Here is an 18,838-nt window from a genome sequence, read left to right as displayed (position 1 = left end):
AAGGCAAGATGGTGGGGTGAATTCTGATAACCAACCGCTGCCCGATGACCCCCAGGCGGGCTTGGGCGATAAGTTTGATGAAAGCTTTGACACCAGCAAGCTGGAGGATGTATCCCCACATCCACCAGGCGATCAGGTTGACCGCTCGGTCATCGCCGGCGAGGTGATTAAGTCCGCATCCCTATGGGCCGTTCGGCTGCTCATCATCTGCGTTTTCCTCTACGCCCTCTACCGTTTACTGGGCAACTTCTGGCAGGGGCTTTTGCCGGTACTTTTGGCCCTTATTATTTGCACCGTTCTGGCACCAGTAGCGAAGAAACTGCGCGATATTGGCCTTCCCGCTGCGTTGGCAGCCGCCGTAACCATATTGGTTTCCTTCACGGCTGTCGGCGGCCTCATCGCGTTTGTTGCCCCAGATTTCATGCGGCAATCCCGGTCACTGTATTTGCAGACGGTCTCCGGCATCCAAAGCCTGCAACTCTGGGCCCAGGGCCCACCGCTTAACCTCGATAGCGATGACATGAGTAGCTACATTGACGAGGCGGCGTCCTGGCTGCAGCAACGTGCCGGCGCCATCGCAGGCTCGGTCTTTACCGGCATCGGCACGGCCACATCGATCCTGGTCACCCTCTTTATTGTGCTGGTGCTGACCTTCTTCTTCCTGAAGGACGGCACTAAGTTCCTTCCCTGGCTGCGCGATGCCACGGGCAAGCGCGCCGGCTGGCACCTTACTGAGCTACTTACTCGCGCCTGGAATACGCTGGGCGGCTTCATTCGCGCGCAGGCAGTTGTCTCGCTTGTCGACGCCGTCTTTATCGGCGTCGGCCTCGCCCTTATCGGCGTTCCGCTGGCCATGGCTTTGGCGATCATCACCTTTATCGCGGGCTTCATCCCCTTCGTCGGCGCGATCGTGGCCGGCGCCCTCTCCGTCACCATCGCGTTGGTCTCCCTTGGCGTAACCAAGGCTCTGCTCGTCCTCGGCCTGGTGTTGCTGGTCCAGCAGCTGGAAGGCAATGTTCTCTCGCCATGGCTGCAGTCCAAGGCGATGGACCTGCACCCGGTCATCGTCCTGGTTTCCGTAACGGTAGGCTCAGCTCTCTTTGGCCTGATAGGTGGCTTCCTCGCGGTTCCGACGGCCGCTATGTTTGCGGTAGCCTACCGCTACGGCCAAGACATGATGAAGCTGCAGTCGGGCGAAAAGACCGCCGCGGATCTGGACTTTTCTACCGTTGCTGGTTATCTCATCGGCCGTTACACCGAAGACCAAGGGCGTTATAAGCGCGAAGCATGGCTCAAGATGCCGGACTATGCAGCCCCAGAAGGCGCGTTTGCCGACGTCTCTGCGGACGGCGATTCCTATTCCCTCGACGCCGCCCTCAACGTGGAGTCCACCCCCAAAGAACATGAAAAGCCCGGCATGCGCGCAAACCTGCGCCGCGCCCGCGACGCCTTCGAAGGCCTTTTGAACGGAGATTCGAAAAAATAGTGGGCCGTGTCGGCAGCGCGTGCCATGCTGGAAGCCATGACTTCCACTTTGCCCGTGCTGCTACTTTTTATCGGCCTCATCCTCGGCGCGGTAATGGGCTGGTTGGCCCATTCTTACTCCGCTACTCGCTCCGCGCCGAGCGCCGAGCACCGCGCGCTGCAAGACTCGCAGCGCCGCCAAGCCGAACTCCAACCGCTAGAAAAGGCCATGGACCGCTTGGGATTTCGGCTCCAAGAAATTGAGGAAGACCGCACCGCGCTGCTCGCCTCCCTCTCCAGTCAGGTGCAGGCGGTGACCCGCACCTCCTCCCGCCTGACCGAACGCACCGACAAACTAGTGACCGCTTTGCGCTCACCCAATGTGCGTGGCCGTTGGGGCGAGGTGCAATTGGAGCGCGTGGTTGAGCTCGGCGGTATGACCAAACATGTGGACTTTGATTGCCAGGTCTCCGCCCCATTGGGCGGGCGCATCGTACGCCCTGACATGCTCATCCATTTGGCCGGTGGCCGCCACATCATCGTCGATGCCAAGGTTCCTTTTACCTCTTACCTTGACGCCCTGGAAACCGATGACCCGGAAGAGCACGCCGGCTTCCTCCGCCGCCACGCGCATTTAATGCGCGGCCACGTCCAAGCACTATCGCAGAAGAACTATATTGAGGCGTTTCAACCAACGCCCGAGTTCGTTATCCTCTTCGTTCCCGCAGACCCCTTCCTTGATGCCGCATTATCGGTGGACCCGGAACTTATTGAGTACGCCTTTGAACGCAATGTAGTGATCGCCACCCCCAGCTCGCTTTTTGCCCTCCTGCGCACGGTGGCCATGGGGTGGCACCAGGAAGACATTTCCACCAAGGCTAAGGAGGTCCAGCGCTTGGGGCGCGAACTGTATACGCGCCTGAATACGCTTTCTGATCACTACGGCAAGGTGGGCCATAACCTGGAGAAAGCAGTCGAGGCTTATAACGCCACGCTTTCCTCGCTCGATTCCCGCGTGGGCGTCACCGCCCGCAAACTGCATGAGATGGATATCCCGGGCCGCACGGATCGCACCCCGCGGGAGCCCTTGCCTATTGATACCTGGCCGCGCGGGAATTCGGAACTATAAATCCGCCGCTTTCGTGCGTGGAAATAGCCATGGGCCGGCGGCAACCGGTAGGATCTTCCGACGTGTCACAAGCCAAGCAAAGAAAGTCCTCCGCCGCCCAAAGCTCCGGCCTCCCCAGCATCTCGCTGGGCAAGGGTCTTGGGCTGCTCGCGGCAATCTTGCTCACGGGCGCGTTGATTTCCATCCTCATGGGTATCATCGGGTGGGCTTACCTCGCGTTCCTCGTCATCGGCTCACTGCTGGTGGCGCTCATCGTAGAAGAACGGGGGCTCTTCCTCACCGTGGCTTCTATCCCCATTGTGTATGCCATAACGGTGGTCGTGGCCGGTTTCTTTATCACCAAGGCCAACTTGCCAGAGGGCGCATCGGCGTTTTCCAAGACGGCGATCGTCACCGCGGCTTTCCCCCTTGTCCAGAGGTTCCTGTGGCTCCTCATTGCCCTGGTGGGCGCGGCAATCATCGCCTGGCTGCGCTGGGCACGCTACCGCAAGACGGCCAAGCGCACCGCCGAAATGGAAACCGCTTCCCGCCGAGCCGACGCCGACCAAGACCGACGCAACCGCGAGGAGCGCCTATCGGTTGCAGACTTGATGGCGCGCGATAAACCGGCAAAGAACTCCAAGCAGTCTCAAGTCGCTCCGCAGCGCGCCCGCGCCTCGCACACGTTGAAGAAATCACGCCCCGCGCCCAAGGATCGCTTACGTGGTCGCGACCGTGAAGAGCGTCGCCGAATGCAACAAGAGGAACGCAACAATCCACTGCGCCCGGATCCTGCCCGGCGCGCTGGCGATTCGGTTCCGGCGTCTCAGAAAGAGAAGGAACAGCCCAAGCAAGGTTGGGACGATAACCTCTACGACGAGGATTAAAGCACAAAGAAAGGCCCGTTTCCGGGCCTTTCTTTAGTTTTAACTGCCGTATAGGCCAACGCTACTTAGGTGCGTGCTGGGCGCAGGTCGCGCGGTAGGGCGAAGGTAATCGTCTCGGTAGAAGTCGTTACCTGCTCTACGTCGCTATAACCACGCTCGTCCAGGAACTCCAGTACTTCGCGTACCAGCAACTCAGGTACCGAAGCACCACACGTTACGCCGACCGTCTGGACGCCTTCCAGCCAGGCTTCGTCGATTTCCTTGGCAAAATCCACGAGGTGGGAAGTTTTGGCGCCTGCCTCGAGCGCCACCTCAACCAAGCGCACCGAGTTGGAGGAGTTCTTAGAGCCCACCACAATCATCAGATCGCACTGTGGGGCGATGGCTTTGACGGATTCTTGGCGGTTTTGGGTGGCGTAGCAAATATCGTCTGAAGGCGGGTTCTCCAGGTGCGGGAAGCGCTCGCGCAGCTTATTGACGATGGTGATGGTCTCATCCACCGATAGCGTGGTCTGGGACAGCCAAATAAGCTTCTCATCCTGCAGGAACTCTGGCAGCTTGGCGACGCCCTCGACGCCATCCACGAGGTGGGTGACCTCAGGAGCTTCGCCGGCGGTGCCTTCCACTTCTTCGTGGCCTTCGTGGCCAACCAAGAGGATGTGGTAGCCATCGCGCTGGAAGCGCTGGGCTTCCTTGTGCACCTTGGTTACCAATGGGCAGGTGGCGTCCAAAGTAAGCTGCTTGCGCTGCGTTGCCTCTGCGCGCACGGCTGGGGAAATGCCGTGGGCGGAGAAGACTAGGTGGGCGCCTTCTGGAGCCTCAGAGGCCTCGTCGACGAAGATGACGCCGCGTTCTGCCAGAGACTCTACGACGTAACGGTTGTGCACGATTTGTTTGCGTACATAAATGGGCGCGCCGTACTTTTCCAGCGCCTTTTCTACGGTCTCGACCGCGCGGTCCACGCCCGCGCAGTATCCGCGCGGGGCCGCGAGAAGTACATTTTTACCATCAGTCATGGCTCCCAGAGTATCGAAACACTACGCAAAACAATAGCGGGGCCTAACGTCACCTTTCTGGCCACCCCGAGCGGGACAATCAACTGCGCTGGCCCCTAAACTAGACGGAAGAACACGGCAGACTGAAGAAAGGGAGGCTGTGTGAATCAACCGGCAAATACTCCGGATACTCCCTGGCCCGTTGGCAAGGTCAATGACCAAGTCAAGGGCTGGATCGAGCGCCTGGGTTACCTGTGGGTAGAGGGTCAGTTGACCCAAATCAACTTCAAACCCACCTGGAAGCTGTCCTACCTCACTCTGCGTGACGTACAGCAGGAAAAGTCCGTGCAGTTAACCTGCCCATCATCGATGCTGCAGTCATTATCGGCGCCGCTGAAAGACGGCGACCGCGTCATTGTCCACGGTAAGCCCGCCTTTTACGCGGGACGCGGATCCTTTTCGCTATGGACCACCGAAATTCGCCATGTGGGCATTGGCGATCTGCTTGCTCGCATTGAAAAGCTGCGCCAACAGCTGGCTGCTGAAGGCCTTTTCGATCCCGCACGCAAGCGGCCTCTCCCCTACCTGCCACACAAAATTGGGCTGATTACCGGCCGTGGTTCTGCTGCAGAGCGGGATGTGATGGCGGTAGCCCATGACCGCTGGCCAGCGGTGCAGTTCCGCGTCCTCAATACTGCGGTTCAGGGTGCGAATACCGTGCCGGAAGTTATCGATGCCCTCCAGCAGCTTGATGCGGACCCTGAGGTAGACGTCATCATCATCGCCCGTGGCGGCGGCTCCGTGGAAGATCTGCTGCCCTTCTCGGAAGAAGCACTGCAACGCGCAGTGGCTGCGGCAGGCACCCCAGTAGTCTCCGCCATTGGTCACGAGCCGGATAGCCCAGTGCTCGATAACGTCGCCGACCTGCGCGCTGCCACGCCTACCGACGCCGCAAAGCGCGTCGTGCCCTCTGTGGCCGAGGAACGCGCCATCGTCGCAGAGGCTCGCTCTCGCATGGCGGCCGCGCTGCGCGGCTGGGTGGAAAGGGAACGGCGCGGCCTCGACAACATTCGTTCCCGGCCTGTCATGGCAGACCCGATGACCCCTATCCGTGCGCGCCGCGAAGAGGTGGAGCGCACCCGCGCTACCATGCGGCGAGAGATTGAAGTCATGGTGGAGCGGGAAACCCGCCACGTGGAATCGCTGCGCGCCCGTGTATCAGCATTGGGACCGTCGGCGACTCTCGCCCGCGGGTACTCCATTGTCCAGGTAGTGCCCAAGGACGGTTCCGGGCCCGAGGTTGTCACCTCTTATGAGCAATCCCCGCCTGGCGCTCAACTGCGCATTCGCGTGGGCGATGGATCTATTACCGCAGTTTCTATGGCCTCCCAGGCCGCCGATTAATCACGAGACGAGGAGAAAATCATGTCCGATGACACCATTGGTACCGGCCAGCCAGGCCAGGATGCTTTTACCCCTGTAGAAGAATTGAGCTATGAGCAAGCTCGCGATGAGCTCATTGAAACCGTCAAGATTCTCGAGCTTGGGCAGATGGGCTTGGATGAGTCGCTAAAGTATTGGGAGCGCGGCGAGGCCCTTGCCCGTGCGTGCGAGGCGCACCTCGACGGCGCGGCGAAGCGTGTGGAAGACGCGCTCGATAAGGCCGAGGACGCAGACGCTGAAGGAGACGAGTAGTGCAGATTTATGGGTATCCAGGCGAGCGCGTGGACTTTGTATCGAAATCCGCGGCCGCCGGTTCCATCATGGCGGGAGACTCCCGAGAATTCGTAGAAGAATTCTTCGGCCCTGCACACACCCGCGACGATAATGAGGTGAGCTACTTCTCCCAATCCGTGGTGCTGCGCTTTACGGACGACAAAGTACGCGAGATTGCCATTTATCCGCAGCGCTCGCAGCGCGAGCGCATCGATGTCTTTGCAGGAAAAACACGCCTCAGCGGCCTGGATGCGGAGGCTTTGGCGGAGGTTATTGCCCAGGCCGGCGACGGACTTAGCGCCACCGCCGCGGAAGAAGGCTTGGGCGAGGTTATTTTTCGGCTATAGGTGCGGCGTCGATAAACGCAGCGGTAGCAGCCTCAAAGTCACTGTCGTCCGCGGCGCCGGAGATGATGAGGCGGGCATCGCCCAAATCCGTAACCCACAGGCGGCGCACGGAATCATCGTCGCTTTCTAGCACCCGCACTTGGTGCCCCTTGACCTCGCGGGCGGATTCAATGCCGCGGTAGTTGGCATCGTACGCCTCGCCTGCCTTATCGGCCGCGACCTGCGTCTGCGTAGATTCCACAAACCCTTGGTCAGCGGTCACCCAGCTGACCACGGTGGCGTTCTCGCCGCCCATATCTACGCGGCGGGCAGCATTGGCCTCCCAACCCTCCGGCATTTCGGGATTGCGAATTGCACCGACCCCTGCGCGGGCTTGGGTGTCTAGGAAGGTTTGTTCATCCACTTCCTGCACCGCTCCCTGCTGAGTTTCGGAGTTAATTGAGCACAGGCCGGTCGCTCCCACGGCGAGCAGCATCATAATCACCACGACGGCGAGGGACAGGGAGATGTCCTTCGCGCCTTCAAAAATCTTTGGTCTTTCTTCTGCAGCCACGCGCCTTAGTATCGCACGGCCTGCTTTCAAAAAGCCACACGGCCCCTTTTGCCCCGAAAGATCTGTCAATCCCCCACAAATGGGGCGCAAAATCGAACCCATTAGAGCAAAAAAGTGCGAGAATGGAAAGGTAGAGCATCAAGGGGAACACCCCTCGATGAGAAAACTATGGAAGGCAACCACTACACATGTCCGAAAATACGTCTTATCTTCCTGACCGCAACCTGGCAATGGAACTGGTTCGTGTCACCGAGGCAGCAGCGCTCGCTTCCGGCCGTTGGGTAGGCCGCGGCCAGAAGAATGAGGGCGATGGCGCGGCGGTCGACGCCATGCGCAAGCTCATCAATTCCGTAGCGATGAACGGCGTCGTTGTCATTGGTGAGGGCGAAAAGGATGAGGCCCCCATGCTCTTTAACGGCGAAGAGGTAGGCACCGGCGAGGGTGCCGCCATGGATATCGCGGTAGACCCGGTCGACGGTACCCGTTTGATGGCAGAAGGCCGCCCCAACGCTATCTCCGTCATTGCGGCTGCCGAACGCGGGACCATGTATGACCCTTCCGCAGTCTTCTACATGGAAAAAATTGCCGTTGGCCCCGAGGCAGTTGGCGCTATCGACATCAACGAGTCCGTGGAATGGAATATCCAGTCCGTGGCAAAGGCGAAGAATATTCGCCCCACCGATCTGACCGTGGTGGTTCTTGACCGTCCCCGCCACGAACAGCTCATCTCTGAAATTCGCGCCGCAGGCGCCAAGGTACGCCTCATCATGGATGGTGACGTAGCTGGCGCCATCGCCACCTGCCAGGATTCGAACTCCATCGACATGATGATGGGCATCGGCGGCACCCCGGAGGGCATCATCACCGCCTGCGCGATGCGCTGCATGGGCGGCGAGATCCAGGGCAAGCTGTGGCCGAAGGATGAAGAGGAAGCAGAAAAGGCCCGCGCCGCCGGCCATGATTTGGACCGCGTCCTCAAGACCAATGATCTAGTCTCCTCTGAGAACTGCTACTTCGCTGCCACCGGCGTGACCAATGGTGACATGTTGCGTGGTGTTTCCTACCGCAATTCCGGTGCTACGACCCGCTCGTTGGTCATGCGCTCCAAGTCCGGCACCATCCGCTATATCGACTCCATCCACAAGCTGTCCAAGCTGCAGGAGTATTCCGTCGTGGACTACGACACGCCAACCAAGAAGTAGGGTTCACCCCCGAAGGCGGCCCTTCTTTTGGTTCTCCGCCATACTGGAAAGCACACACTACCCAATTAACTGAGGTGATCTTCACATGACTGAATACCGCATTGAACATGACACCATGGGCGAAGTTAAAGTTCCTGCAGATGCCCTGTGGCGTGCACAGACCCAACGCGCAGTAGACAACTTCCCTATCTCCGGCCGTGGCCTGGAAAATGCGCAGATTCGCGCCCTTGGCCTGCTCAAGGCAGCCTGCGCCCAGGTAAATAAGGATTCCGGCAAGCTGGATGCAGATAAGGCCGATGCCATCATTGCTGCCGCCACCGAAATCGCCGAGGGCAAGCACAATGACGCCTTCCCTATCGACGTATTCCAGACCGGTTCCGGTACCTCGTCCAATATGAACACCAATGAGGTTATTGCCTCCTTGGCACATAACAATGGCGTGGAAATTCACCCGAATGACCACGTAAACATGGGACAGTCCTCCAATGACACCTTCCCCACCGCTACGCACGTAGCTGCTACGGAAGCTGCTGTTAATGACCTCATCCCAGGCCTGAAGGTCCTCCACGAATCCTTGACCACTAAGGCCAAGGAATTCGCCGATGTGGTCAAGGCCGGCCGCACCCACCTGATGGATGCCACCCCGGTTACCCTGGGCCAGGAATTCGGCGGCTACGCCCGCCAGATCGAGCTGGGCATCGAACGCATTGAGGCCACCCTGCCGCGCTTGGGCGAGCTGGCCATCGGCGGCACCGCCACCGGTACCGGCCTGAATACCTCCGCTGACTTCGGCGCCAAGGTCACCGAGGAGCTGAAGAAGCTCACCGGTGTAAAGGAACTGAAGGAAGCAGAAAACCACTTCGAGGCACAGGCTGCCCGCGATGGCTTGGTGGAATTCTCCGGCGCCATGCGCTCGATTGCTGTTTCCCTCAATAAGATTGCCAATGACCTGCGCATGATGGGTTCCGGCCCGCTGACCGGCCTGGCCGAGATTCACCTCAAGGACCTGCAGCCGGGTTCCTCCATCATGCCGGGTAAGGTCAACCCGGTTATCCCAGAGGCCGTCACCATGGTGGCGGGCCAGGTGGTGGGTAACGACGCAGCCGTAGCCTTCGGCGGTGCTCAGGGCCACTTCGAGCTCAACGTCTTCATCCCGATGATGGCGCGCAACGTACTCGAGTCCGCTCGCCTGCTGGCTAATGCTTCCCGCGTCTTCGCCGATAAGTGCATCGATCACATCGAGGCCAACGAGGAGCGCATGAAGCACTTTGCGGAGTCGTCCACCTCCATCGTGACCCCGCTCAACTCTGCCATCGGCTACGAGAACGCAGCTAAGGCGGCTAAGCACGCCCTGCACGAGAAGATCACCGTCCGCCAAGCCGTTATTGACTTGGGCTTTGTCGACGGCGAGAACCTCACCGAGGAGGAGCTGGATAAGCGCCTCAACGTGCTGAGCATGACCAACCGCGACCGCGATAACTTCTAAGTAATCGCCGCACCGCTTCCCCGCCCGGGCAAGACTCGGGCGGGGTTTTGCATGTCTGGGGTAAGGGGCGTCGACAAGCGCTATGGCTTAGCACACATTAGGGGAAACGCACCTCTAAAATCACCACTTTTGCACTTGGTGCAAGTTTGCACTGAGTGTAAAGTTGCCTGGCGTGCAAGAAGAATTATCACTACGCGAGCAGAAGCGCCTCGAGACTCGCCTGCGCATTGAGGATGCCGCCACGAAGCTGGTGGATGAACAATCCTTTAGCGCGGTCACGATTGAGAGGATCTGCGAAGTAGCCGGTATTTCTCGGCGCACTTTCTTCAATTACTTCGACTCTAAGGAATCCGCCGTACTAGGTGCTCCAAGCACCGAGTTTACGGAGGAGATGCGGGATTTCTTCCTCACTGAGCCAACGACCAGCATGGTAGGACTCGTCCTCCAGTTGGTCAGGCAGCATATGGAAGGCCACCACATCAACCCGACCATCCGGGACCGCCGCAAGCGCATCTCTAATGATCCTGATGCGGCCGCGGCGGCAATAAGCCGGAAACGGGCAAAATCCATTGAGCTTATTGACCTCATTGAAGAACGCCTCACCTCAGAACCGGAGCTTCGCGTCCTCGATAGCTGCTCCTCGAGCACCGAGGCGATGCTCATCGCCAGCCTCGTCCGCGAGGCACTGTGGCTCGCGATGGCATCCCCCGATGCAGATTGCAGCGAAGACCTCGACGCGCGACTCGATACCTCCCTCACGCTAATAACAGATTTTATGAAAGGAATGCGATGGTAGATACGGCTACTAAGGCCCCCTCGCAGGGCCAAACCCGAGCCGATAACCTCGGGCTCATCTTCTCGGCTTTGATGCTCACCATGCTGATGAGCTCTTTGGGCCAAATGATCTTCTCTTCTGCTCTTCCAACCATCGTTGGTGAGCTGGGCGGCGTCGACCACATGAGCTGGGTCATCTCCGCCTTCCTTGTCACCATGACCATCGCCATGCCTATTTCCGGCAAGCTGGGTGACATGCTGGGCCGCAAGTGGCTCTATATCGGCGGTATCGCCACCTTTGTTGTGGGCTCCACCCTCGGCGGCTTTGCAGACTCCATGACGCTGCTGATCATCGCCCGCGCTGTGCAGGGCTTTGGCGCAGGTTTTATGATGATTTCCTCCCAGTCCATCATCGCCGAGGTCACCTCTTCCCGTGAGCGCGGCAAGTTCATGGGCATCATGGGCGGTGTCTTTGGCCTGTCCTCGGTTCTCGGACCCGTCCTCGGCGGCTGGTTCACCGACGGCCCAGGCTGGCGCTGGGGCATGTGGATGAACATTCCGCTGGGCATCCTCGCCATCATCGTGTGCACCCTCGTGCTGCACCTGCGCGTGGGTGATGCCGATATGAAGCGCTTTGACTGGCTTGGTGCTACCTTCATCGCCATCACCACCGCTTCCCTTATCCTCATGACCACCTGGGGCGGCACCGAGTACGAGTGGGGCTCTTCCATGATCCTCACCCTGGGTGCCATCACCATCATCGGCGCCATCATCACCGTCTTTGTGGAGCTGCACGCTAAAGAACCGCTCATCCCGGTCCGCCTGTTCAAGAACCGCAACATGGCCCTGACCACCCTCTCCGGCGTGGTACTTGGCCTGGCAATGTTCGGTGTTCTGGGCTACATGCCAACCTACCTGCAAATGGTGCACACCCTGACCCCAACCAAGGCGGGTCTCATGATGATTCCGATGATGGTGGGCCTTATCGGTACCTCCACTGGCGTGGGCTTTATCATCGCCCGCACCGGTCACTACAAGGTCTACCCCATCATCGGCCTGGCGATTACTGCCGGTGCCCTGTTCTGGATGTCCCACCTCTCCGTGGAGACTTCTCTGACGCAGCTGGGCTGCGAATTCCTGGTCTTCGGCATCGGTCTGGGCATGGTTATCCAGGTCCTCGTGCTCATCGTCCAGAACTCCTTCCCGCTGTCCCAGGTGGGTACGGCTACCGCGGCGAATAACTTCTTCCGCCAGATCGGTTCCGCACTGGGTGCGTCCCTGGTTGGCTCCATGTTCATCCACAATATGAAGGATGAGATGGCCACCCGCATGCCCGAAGCTTTCCAGAAGATGGGACCGGAGGGTGCCGCCTACGCGGAGAAGTTTGGCGATGCCAATGGCGGTGCCAATAGCCTCACCCCGGATTTGGTTGCCTCCTTCCCTCAGCCCATCGAGGAAGCAATCCTCAACTCCTATAATGATGGCCTGACCCCGGTCATCGCCCTGATGGTTCCGCTGGTTATCGTCGCCCTCATCCTCCTCCTGCCACTGCGCGAGGAGCGTTTGAAGGAAACGATTGACTAGTGTCACTTTCACCTGCAGAAGTACAGGCCACAAGCCGAGAGCTGCACGCCTTGCGCGATGCACTCCCGCTTGCCGACGCCCCCATTGAATCCGCCCTCGGCTATGCCCCGGCGGCCTTCACGCGGCGTTGGAAATCCAGGCCGGTCCCATCGAGGCGTGGCGCAAGCCCGCGCGCACTGTACCCCGATCCCGCGCTTTAGCCGCTTGAGCGAGGAAATGCGCTCACAAGCTCAGCGTTGGTTTGGCACCTGGGACGTTCCTGCAGTGTAGCGTTTCCCTCGTTCTAAGGCCTCAGCAAAAAGCCCCTGCCATCGTTACCACGAGTGTGGTTCGAGCAGGGGCTTGTATGCGCTGGGGAAGCTACCGCTTCTTTTCCTCCGGCTTGGGCAAAAGCAGCTCATATACGTCGGTATCGCGCCACTGGCCCGCAAGCTCGCCGTAGGTCATCTTCGCCATATGCGAGTAGGTGCCTACTTTCACGAAGCCACGCGACTTGTGCAGCCCCGCAGAACCTGCATTTTCAGGGAAAATCCATGAGTGGATGGCCCACTTGTGCAGGTCCTGGCACACCTCGATCAGGCGGTCTAGAAGTGCGCCGCCAATGCCGCGTCCTTGTGCCTCGGCTCCTAGGTAGATGGAATCCTCCACTACTCCGTGGAAGACGGTGCGGGTAGATACCGGTGCCGCGGAAACCCACCCCAAGACCTTAGAATCATCATCTGCTTCAACGGCCACATGCACCGAAGGCATGATCTTGCCAGCTTTAAATTCTTCAAAGGTCAGGGATCGGGTCTCATAGGTAGCGTGCCCAGTATTGAGCCCCTGTTCATAAATCTCTCGCATCTGCGGGTAGTCCGCCGCGGTAAAGGGGCGGATGCGGAAATCTTTCTTCTTGTCGTCCGAAGACGTCTGCTTAGCGTTCTCGCTCATATACAACATTATTACTGGGCTATGCCCAGCTTCGCCACGCTGTACGCATAAGGATCGCCAAACGCGAACGAACTCGAACTAGTTGCCGCCTTCCAATAGGTCAGTGACGAGCTCCGCAATGGCAGAGCGCTCAGAACGCTGCAGCGTAATATGCGCAAAAAGCTCATGTCCCTTGAGCTTTTCAATCACTGCTTGGACTCCGTCGTGCCGGCCCACGCGAAGGTTGTCGCGCTGTGCCACATCGTGAGTAAGAACTACTCGCGAGCCCTTCCCCAACCGGGAAAGCACAGTAAGCAAGACGTTTCGCTCCAAGGACTGCGCCTCATCCACGATGACAAAAGCATCATGCAGCGAGCGACCGCGAATATGTGTTAGTGGCAAGACCTCGATGAGGCCGCGCTCGTGCACCTCTTCCATAACGTTGTCAGACACCAAGCCCTCCAAGGTGTCATAGACGGCCTGCGCCCACGGGTTCATCTTGTCCGATTCAGTGCCCGGTAGGTATCCCAGCGACTGCCCGCCCACCGCATACATCGGGCGAAAGACCACAATGCGCCGGTGCTCGCCGCGCTCGAGCACAGCCTCCAAACCGGCGCACAGCGCAAGTGCCGACTTGCCGGTACCGGCGCGGCCACCGATGGAGACAATTCCTACGTTTGGGTCCATCAGCAAATCCAAAGCGATACGCTGTTCCGCGGAGCGTCCCTGAAGGCCAAAGGCATTGATATCACCACGTACGAGCTCGACCACGCCATCAGCACTCATGCGACCCAGCGCGGATTGCGCACCCGCCGCCAAGGTCAAGCCGCAGTGCACCGGCAGATCCTCCACGGCAGTACCCTTGCCAGTTTCGACGCCGTCTAGCGTGACTTCCCCATCACGATAGAGGGCATCGATGACATCCGAGCTAGTTTGCACCGTCGCCATTCCGGTATAGCCGGTCAAGACTACGTCCTGGGCGTGGTACTCATCCGCTTGCACGCCTACCGCACCGGCCTTTACACGCAGCGGCACGTCCTTCGTGACCAGCACGGTGTCCTTCCCTTCGTGCGCAAGGTTGAGAGCGCACGCCAAGATGCGGTGGTCGCCTTCTGGCCCGCGGAACGCGGTAGGCAGCAAGGATTGGTCTTGATGGTTCAATTCCACGCGCAGGGTGCCGCCATCCACGTTGACGGGAACCGGCTGGTCTAAGGCCTCATAGGTAGCGCGCAGCTCCTCCAAAAAGCGAAGAGCTTGGCGGGCGAACCAGCCAAGCTCCGGGTGATGACGTTTTCCTTCTAGTTCAGAAATAACTACAACGGGAAGGACCACATCGTGTTCTGCAAATTTGCGCAGGGCCCAAGGGTCAGACAGCAAGACCGAAGTATCCACTACATAGGTCTTGGTAGCGACGGTGTTAGCAGTAGCGGCAAGCGGAGTAGAAAGTACAGAGGGACGAGACATGATGGCAGGGTTCTCCCTTAGTGTGCGGTAGATCAGACTTCTTCCGAATCACCCCGAATCCCCGGGGTTGCCACCCAAAGTAGGCACCGAAGGTTGAAATTACATGGGTGCAAGATGAACATTAAGAAAACGAAAAATCCCTCCGCAGCACATGCTGCAGAGGGAGGAGCTCTAAAGGAGCTTTTTACTTCTCTACGGAAGAGGTGAACTTGCCGCTCTCGTCCTGGATCCAGGAGATTACGCCATCGTCGAACTGCTGGGTCCAGCCCTTGCCCTGAGCAGCCTTTTCCTCAGCAGCCTTAGGCAGGCCTACCTCAGAGTCCAGGCCGCCCTGCTCCTTCCAGGTTTCAGCAATCTTGCCGACGATAGGCTGAGCGCCCTCATCGTCGTCGAAGGTCAGCAGGTTGCCGTTATCGAAGTTAGCGAGGAACTCATCATCGTCACCCTGCTCGATGCTCTTTACGTCGCCCCACTCAGCCTTCTTCTCTTCAATAGCGGAAGCGAAATCAGCCGGAACGTCTACGTCACCGTTAGCGGTAGCGATGGACTTGGTAGCGCCGTCCTTGTCGTCGGCGTCGTCGGAAGCGTCCGCATCGTCGGCGTCATCATTGTCGTCCGCGTCATCATTGGAAGTAGCCTCAGCAGCAGCGGAGCCAGCAGCGTCGGTAGCGTCTGCTGCTACGGAGCCGGCGGAATCCTTAGCGTCGTTAGCTGCGTCCTCGGCATCGGAGCACGCTACGAGAGCAACGGACAGGGTTGCGGCTGCAAAACCACCTGCGATGCGACGGGTCATCTTCTGCATTACTGCATCATCCTTTCATCAAGAAAGTAAGTTAATTCTAAATGTATTGTTAAATCGCCCTTCATGACGAACGACGCCCACCGTAACGACGACTCCAAGCTGGTGCCACCCACCCGGACAGGAAGTAGACAGCAAACAGTAAAGGGCTACCTACGTTTGCGCTGCTTAGGGGCCTTCTTTTTCTTTTGTAACGAATTGTTAACGTTTCTCCTCGCCTGCTTCGCCTTCGCCTTTTCCCTGGCGCTGCGCCTCGGCTTCTCTTGGCGGGAGGAACGCGCCGTGCGGCCCTTAGCGACGCCCACGAAGTCCTGAATTGCCTCCCCGTCATCGTCCTTGCGCCACACCAATGCAATCTCCGTCACCGGCACGGACTCGTCCTTAAGACTCAACGGCACCACCTGCTTTTTGCTCAGGACCTTCAACAGGGGCCGCGGCGCAATCGCAATTCCCACATTGGCCGCCACTACCTGCAGGGCGTCGCGGACTGCGGGGACATCGACAAGCCCGGAATCGGCGAGGCGGTAGTTGAGGTGTTCATCGGCGACGTCGGCAAGCGCAAGCTCCTCGCCCACCTCCGCATAGACTGAGTCTTTGGGAACGGCAATGCCAGGAGCCTCTTTATAAAGTCGCACCACATGAAAGGTTTCATCCACCCGCGCATCCGGCAAGCGCGCAAGGGCTAGGTCCACCTCGCCGGCTACCAGCGGGGCTAGCGCATCGTCCGCATCAACGGTGTACAAGCCACCATGAGCAGTATTTTCCTCGAATCGGCGGAACCACTTTCCAGGTTCTGTACCGGTGGCAAAAGCTAAGCGCAGCATAGAGGACAGTCTACTGAAAGTGCTACGGTAAAAGCGTGACTGAAGAACAAAAGCAACCATCCGGCACCGCCATGCGTGCCCAAACCGCGGCGAAGAAGCTAGGCATCTACCTGCCCGCCGCGCCGGACGAGTTCCAAAATAGTGCCATTAGCCACGAAGAGCTGCGCGAATTGCAGCATAACCCACCCGAGTGGCTACAAACCTTGCGCCGCGAAGGCCCCCATCCCCGCCCCGAGGTTGCCCATAAGCTGGGCATCTCTGTTACCGCGCTCAAGAAGAACGATATGGATAAGCCGCTGACCACAGCGGAAATCAATCAGCTCCTCCAAGAGCAGCCGGAATGGCTCCAGCAGGCCCGCGCCACCATGGCGCAGGCCCGTGGCCATGAGGTGAAGGACTAGACCAGCTTCCAGTCCTCGAGGCCCTCATACAGCGGGTAGTGCTGGGCAATCTTGTCCACACGAGCACGCAGGGCCTCTACATCGGCATTCTTGCCCTGCACCAGAGCAGTACCGATAATATCTGCAACCTCGGTGAAAGCTTCGGCATCGAGGCCGCGGGTTGCTAGCGCAGAAGTACCAATGCGCAGGCCGGAGGTGACCATCGGCGGACGCGGGTCATTCGGTACAGCATTGCGGTTAACGGTAATGCCTACCTCGTGCAGCAGATCCTCTGCCTGCTGTCCATCCAATTCGGAATTGCGCAGGTCCGCCAAGACCAAGTGCACATCGGTGCCGCCGGTCAGCACGTCCACGCCAGCCGCCTTGGCATCTTCTGCGGTAAGGCGCTCTGCCAGAATGCGAGCACCCTCCAAGGTGCGCTCCTGGCGCTCCTTGAATTCCTCGGTAGCGGCAATCTTCATAGCAATGGCCTTGGCAGCGACCACGTGCATCAGCGGTCCGCCCTGCTGGCCCGGGAAGACGTTGGAATTGATCTTCTTGGCATAATCCTGCTTGGCCAAAATCATGCCGGAGCGCGGACCACCCAGGGTCTTATGCACGGTGGTGGACACGATATCCGCGTGAGGCACTGGGCTCGGGTGCAGGCCAGCAGCAACGAGGCCAGCAAAGTGGGCCATATCTACCCACAGGTAAGCGCCGACCTCATCAGCAATTTCACGGAAGGCCGCGAAATCCATGGTTCGCGGGTAGGCAGACCAGCCGCCGATAATGACCTTCGGCTTCTCCTTCAGCGCCTGCTCGCGCAGCTTATCCATGTCCACACGCATGGTCTCTGGGTCCACCTCGTAGGCGGCGACATCATAAAGCTTGCCAGAGAAGTTCAACTTCATGCCGTGGGTAAGGTGGCCGCCGTGAGCCAGGGACAGGCCCAAAATCTTGTCGCCAGGCTCAGCAATGGTGGAAAGCACCGCGGCGTTCGCCTGCGCACCCGAGTGCGGCTGAACGTTGGCGAATTCCGCACCAAAGAGTTCCTTAGCGCGGTTGCGGGCTAGGTCCTCCACGACGTCGACATGCTCGCAGCCGCCGTAGTAGCGGCGACCCGGGTAGCCCTCGGCGTACTTGTTAGTGAGCACGGAGCCCTGTGCCTGGAGCACGGCGCGAGGCACAAAGTTCTCAGAAGCGATCATTTCCAGGGTTTCGCGCTGGCGGGAAATCTCTCCCTGAATTGCGCCGAATACATCCGGATCGAGGTCGCGGAGGTCAGAGGTAAAAGAAGCCATAAAGGTGTGGTCCCCTTCTCAAAATCATGCGGTATGGGCTGCTGCATATCTTATCGTGCCATGCAGCCTTAGGGGGCATACTTTTACCCACGGATTATGCAAGTGCGACAATAGAGCCATGGCGCGCACATTGGATTCGAGTCCCTACCTAGATTTTGACCGCGAGACCTGGCGTGAACTGCGTAAATCCATGCCTCAGGTGCTCACGGAAACCGAGGTGGAGAAACTTCGCGGCCTAGGAGACCGCATCGACCTAGACGAGGTAGCTGATGTCTACCTCCCCCTCTCCCGTCTCATCCATATGCAAGTCATGGCACGCCAGCAGCTCACCACGGCTACCGAATCCTTCTTAGGCAATCCTCCGACGCACGTTCCCTTTGTCATCGGTGTGGCCGGTTCTGTGGCAGTGGGAAAATCCACCACCGCCCGTCTCCTTCAGGTGCTGCTGCAACGCTGGGAGTCCCACCCCAAGGTGGCCCTCGTTACTACCGACGGCTTCCTCTTCCCCACCAAGACTCTCAAGGAACGCGGCCTCATGCAGCGCAAGGGATTTCCGGAATCCTATGACCGGCGCGCACTCCTCCGCTTTGTCACGGACGTAAAATCAGGAAAGCCATTTGTCAAGGCACCGCTTTATTCCCACATCACCTATGACATTGTGGACGGTGAGTACCAAGAAGTTCACCAGCCCGACATCCTCATCCTGGAAGGGCTCAACGTGCTACAAACGAGCCCCACGTTGACCGTGGCGGACCTCTTTGATTTCTCGGTCTATGTTGATGCCCGCACCGACGATATCGAGCAGTGGTATATCGACCGCTTCCTTACTCTGCGCCACACCGCTTTCCGGGAGCCCAACGCCCACTTCTCTGCCTTTGCAGACATGAACGATGAGGAAGCCCGCGCCCAAGCCCGCGAAATTTGGCAGTCCATTAACCTGCCGAACTTGGTGGAGAATATCCTGCCCACCCGTGTGCGAGCCTCTCTCGTGCTCAAAAAGGGCTCGCATCACCTGGTAGAACAGGTGCGAATGCGCAAGCTCTAG

Annotated in this window: 19 protein-coding genes; 12 read left to right on the top strand and 7 right to left on the bottom strand. The window is 59.0% G+C overall.

The genetic code is table 11. From position 1 onward, the window contains the following. Positions 1–16 precede the first annotated feature (16 nt). The 3 genes from QP941_RS04740 to QP941_RS04730 all read left to right on the top strand — a co-directional run bounded on the left by QP941_RS04740 (position 17) and on the right by QP941_RS04730 (position 3,459). A complete protein-coding gene (locus QP941_RS04740) occupies positions 17–1,486 on the top strand; it encodes an AI-2E family transporter (protein WP_284868177.1) in 1,470 nt (489 codons plus the stop codon). Between the two features lie 36 nt (positions 1,487–1,522). Continuing rightward, positions 1,523–2,593, top strand: coding sequence for a DNA recombination protein RmuC (locus QP941_RS04735; RefSeq protein WP_284868176.1), 1,071 nt, complete (start codon positions 1,523–1,525; stop codon positions 2,591–2,593). Between the two features lie 62 nt (positions 2,594–2,655). Further along, on the top strand, positions 2,656–3,459 hold the full coding sequence (locus tag QP941_RS04730) for a Yip1 family protein (RefSeq protein ID WP_284868175.1): 804 nt from the start codon (positions 2,656–2,658) through the stop codon (positions 3,457–3,459). Between the two features lie 65 nt (positions 3,460–3,524). Here the strand turns inward: QP941_RS04730 and QP941_RS04725 are convergent, their stop codons facing one another. Then, entirely contained in the window at positions 3,525–4,475 is a 951-nt protein-coding gene (locus QP941_RS04725; protein ID WP_239277857.1) for a 4-hydroxy-3-methylbut-2-enyl diphosphate reductase, read from the bottom strand. Positions 4,476–4,616: 141 nt separating this feature from the next. Here QP941_RS04725 and xseA point away from each other — a divergent pair, with 141 nt between their 5' ends. The 3 genes from xseA to QP941_RS04710 are packed head-to-tail and all read left to right on the top strand — an operon-like array spanning position 4,617 to position 6,517. Next, complete coding sequence (gene xseA, locus QP941_RS04720) at positions 4,617–5,858, top strand: exodeoxyribonuclease VII large subunit (RefSeq protein WP_284868174.1); 1,242 nt, start codon at positions 4,617–4,619, stop codon at positions 5,856–5,858. A 21-nt stretch (positions 5,859–5,879) separates the two neighbouring features. Next, complete coding sequence (locus tag QP941_RS04715; RefSeq protein ID WP_005327444.1) at positions 5,880–6,149, top strand: exodeoxyribonuclease VII small subunit; 270 nt, start codon at positions 5,880–5,882, stop codon at positions 6,147–6,149. Continuing rightward, positions 6,149–6,517, top strand: a complete 369-nt coding sequence (locus QP941_RS04710; RefSeq protein WP_284868173.1) for a hypothetical protein — start codon at positions 6,149–6,151, stop codon at positions 6,515–6,517. The genes QP941_RS04715 and QP941_RS04710 overlap by 1 nt, the downstream gene beginning before the upstream one ends. On the opposite strand, the gene QP941_RS04705 is transcribed toward QP941_RS04710, so the two are convergent. After that, positions 6,501–7,070 carry a DUF4245 domain-containing protein gene (locus tag QP941_RS04705; RefSeq protein WP_200435108.1) on the bottom strand — a complete coding sequence of 190 codons (570 nt, stop codon included), beginning with the start codon at positions 7,068–7,070 and terminating at the stop codon, positions 6,501–6,503. The two genes, QP941_RS04710 and QP941_RS04705, sit on opposite strands and share 17 nt — an antisense overlap. Positions 7,071–7,258: 188 nt before the next feature. On the opposite strand from QP941_RS04705, the gene glpX reads away from it, so the two are divergent. The 4 genes from glpX to QP941_RS04685 all read left to right on the top strand — a co-directional run bounded on the left by glpX (position 7,259) and on the right by QP941_RS04685 (position 12,116). Further along, positions 7,259–8,272, top strand: coding sequence for a class II fructose-bisphosphatase (gene glpX, locus QP941_RS04700; RefSeq protein ID WP_239280113.1), 1,014 nt, complete (start codon positions 7,259–7,261; stop codon positions 8,270–8,272). 85 nt (positions 8,273–8,357) lie between these two features. Next, positions 8,358–9,758: a class II fumarate hydratase gene (locus QP941_RS04695; RefSeq protein ID WP_225747189.1), complete on the top strand. Its 1,401-nt coding sequence runs from the start codon at positions 8,358–8,360 to the stop codon at positions 9,756–9,758. A gap of 172 nt (positions 9,759–9,930) precedes the next feature. Then, positions 9,931–10,554: a TetR/AcrR family transcriptional regulator gene (locus tag QP941_RS04690; protein ID WP_284868172.1), complete on the top strand. Its 624-nt coding sequence runs from the start codon at positions 9,931–9,933 to the stop codon at positions 10,552–10,554. After that, the gene (locus QP941_RS04685; RefSeq protein ID WP_284868171.1) at positions 10,548–12,116 is read left to right on the top strand and encodes an MDR family MFS transporter; all 1,569 of its coding nucleotides are present in this window, start codon (positions 10,548–10,550) and stop codon (positions 12,114–12,116) included. Before QP941_RS04690 ends, QP941_RS04685 begins: the two co-directional genes overlap by 7 nt. 360 nt (positions 12,117–12,476) lie before the next feature. Here QP941_RS04685 and QP941_RS04680 read toward each other — a convergent pair whose 3' ends face one another. The 4 genes from QP941_RS04680 to QP941_RS04665 form a co-directional block, all read right to left on the bottom strand. Beyond that, a complete protein-coding gene (locus QP941_RS04680; protein ID WP_049378460.1) occupies positions 12,477–13,046 on the bottom strand; it encodes a GNAT family N-acetyltransferase in 570 nt (189 codons plus the stop codon). A 78-nt stretch (positions 13,047–13,124) separates the two neighbouring features. Beyond that, positions 13,125–14,489 carry an RNA 5'-3' helicase PhoH2 gene (gene phoH2, locus QP941_RS04675; RefSeq protein ID WP_284868170.1) on the bottom strand — a complete coding sequence of 455 codons (1,365 nt, stop codon included), beginning with the start codon at positions 14,487–14,489 and terminating at the stop codon, positions 13,125–13,127. A 184-nt stretch (positions 14,490–14,673) separates the two neighbouring features. After that, positions 14,674–15,291 carry an LGFP repeat-containing protein gene (locus QP941_RS04670; protein WP_284791790.1) on the bottom strand — a complete coding sequence of 206 codons (618 nt, stop codon included), beginning with the start codon at positions 15,289–15,291 and terminating at the stop codon, positions 14,674–14,676. A gap of 146 nt (positions 15,292–15,437) precedes the next feature. Beyond that, positions 15,438–16,112, bottom strand: coding sequence for a LysR family transcriptional regulator substrate-binding protein (locus tag QP941_RS04665; protein ID WP_049378457.1), 675 nt, complete (start codon positions 16,110–16,112; stop codon positions 15,438–15,440). Positions 16,113–16,183: 71 nt separating this feature from the next. On the opposite strand from QP941_RS04665, the gene QP941_RS04660 reads away from it, so the two are divergent. Then, complete coding sequence (locus tag QP941_RS04660) at positions 16,184–16,513, top strand: DUF5997 family protein (protein WP_023021891.1); 330 nt, start codon at positions 16,184–16,186, stop codon at positions 16,511–16,513. Here the strand turns inward: QP941_RS04660 and glyA are convergent. Continuing rightward, on the bottom strand, positions 16,510–17,793 hold the full coding sequence (gene glyA / locus QP941_RS04655; protein WP_236882514.1) for a serine hydroxymethyltransferase: 1,284 nt from the start codon (positions 17,791–17,793) through the stop codon (positions 16,510–16,512). The genes QP941_RS04660 and glyA overlap by 4 nt on opposite strands. A gap of 118 nt (positions 17,794–17,911) precedes the next feature. Between glyA and coaA the strand changes: the two genes are divergently transcribed. Then, positions 17,912–18,838, top strand: a complete 927-nt coding sequence (gene coaA / locus QP941_RS04650; protein ID WP_239277844.1) for a type I pantothenate kinase — start codon at positions 17,912–17,914, stop codon at positions 18,836–18,838.

This window comes from Corynebacterium sp. MSK150 (assembly GCF_030229215.1).
Lineage (GTDB): Bacteria > Actinomycetota > Actinomycetes > Mycobacteriales > Mycobacteriaceae > Corynebacterium.
The sequence above is the reverse complement of the archived record's forward strand: the minus strand, read 5'-3'. Positions and strand labels throughout refer to the sequence as shown.

What these genes read in the sequence shown, in the direction of transcription:
- QP941_RS04670 (WP_284791790.1), bottom strand. Translation starts at nt 15,291, where the DNA reads ATGCAGAAGATGACCCGTCGCATCGCAGGTGGTTTTGCAGCCGCAACC.
- QP941_RS04695 (WP_225747189.1), top strand. Translation starts at nt 8,358, where the DNA reads ATGACTGAATACCGCATTGAACATGACACCATGGGCGAAGTTAAAGTT.
- coaA (WP_239277844.1), top strand. Translation starts at nt 17,912, where the DNA reads ATGGCGCGCACATTGGATTCGAGTCCCTACCTAGATTTTGACCGCGAG.
- QP941_RS04665 (WP_049378457.1), bottom strand. Translation starts at nt 16,112, where the DNA reads ATGCTGCGCTTAGCTTTTGCCACCGGTACAGAACCTGGAAAGTGGTTC.
- QP941_RS04660 (WP_023021891.1), top strand. Translation starts at nt 16,184, where the DNA reads ATGCGTGCCCAAACCGCGGCGAAGAAGCTAGGCATCTACCTGCCCGCC.
- QP941_RS04725 (WP_239277857.1), bottom strand. Translation starts at nt 4,475, where the DNA reads ATGACTGATGGTAAAAATGTACTTCTCGCGGCCCCGCGCGGATACTGC.
- phoH2 (WP_284868170.1), bottom strand. Translation starts at nt 14,489, where the DNA reads ATGTCTCGTCCCTCTGTACTTTCTACTCCGCTTGCCGCTACTGCTAAC.
- QP941_RS04680 (WP_049378460.1), bottom strand. Translation starts at nt 13,046, where the DNA reads ATGAGCGAGAACGCTAAGCAGACGTCTTCGGACGACAAGAAGAAAGAT.
- QP941_RS04715 (WP_005327444.1), top strand. Translation starts at nt 5,880, where the DNA reads ATGTCCGATGACACCATTGGTACCGGCCAGCCAGGCCAGGATGCTTTT.
- glyA (WP_236882514.1), bottom strand. Translation starts at nt 17,793, where the DNA reads ATGGCTTCTTTTACCTCTGACCTCCGCGACCTCGATCCGGATGTATTC.
- glpX (WP_239280113.1), top strand. Translation starts at nt 7,259, where the DNA reads ATGTCCGAAAATACGTCTTATCTTCCTGACCGCAACCTGGCAATGGAA.
- QP941_RS04685 (WP_284868171.1), top strand. Translation starts at nt 10,548, where the DNA reads ATGGTAGATACGGCTACTAAGGCCCCCTCGCAGGGCCAAACCCGAGCC.
- QP941_RS04735 (WP_284868176.1), top strand. Translation starts at nt 1,523, where the DNA reads ATGACTTCCACTTTGCCCGTGCTGCTACTTTTTATCGGCCTCATCCTC.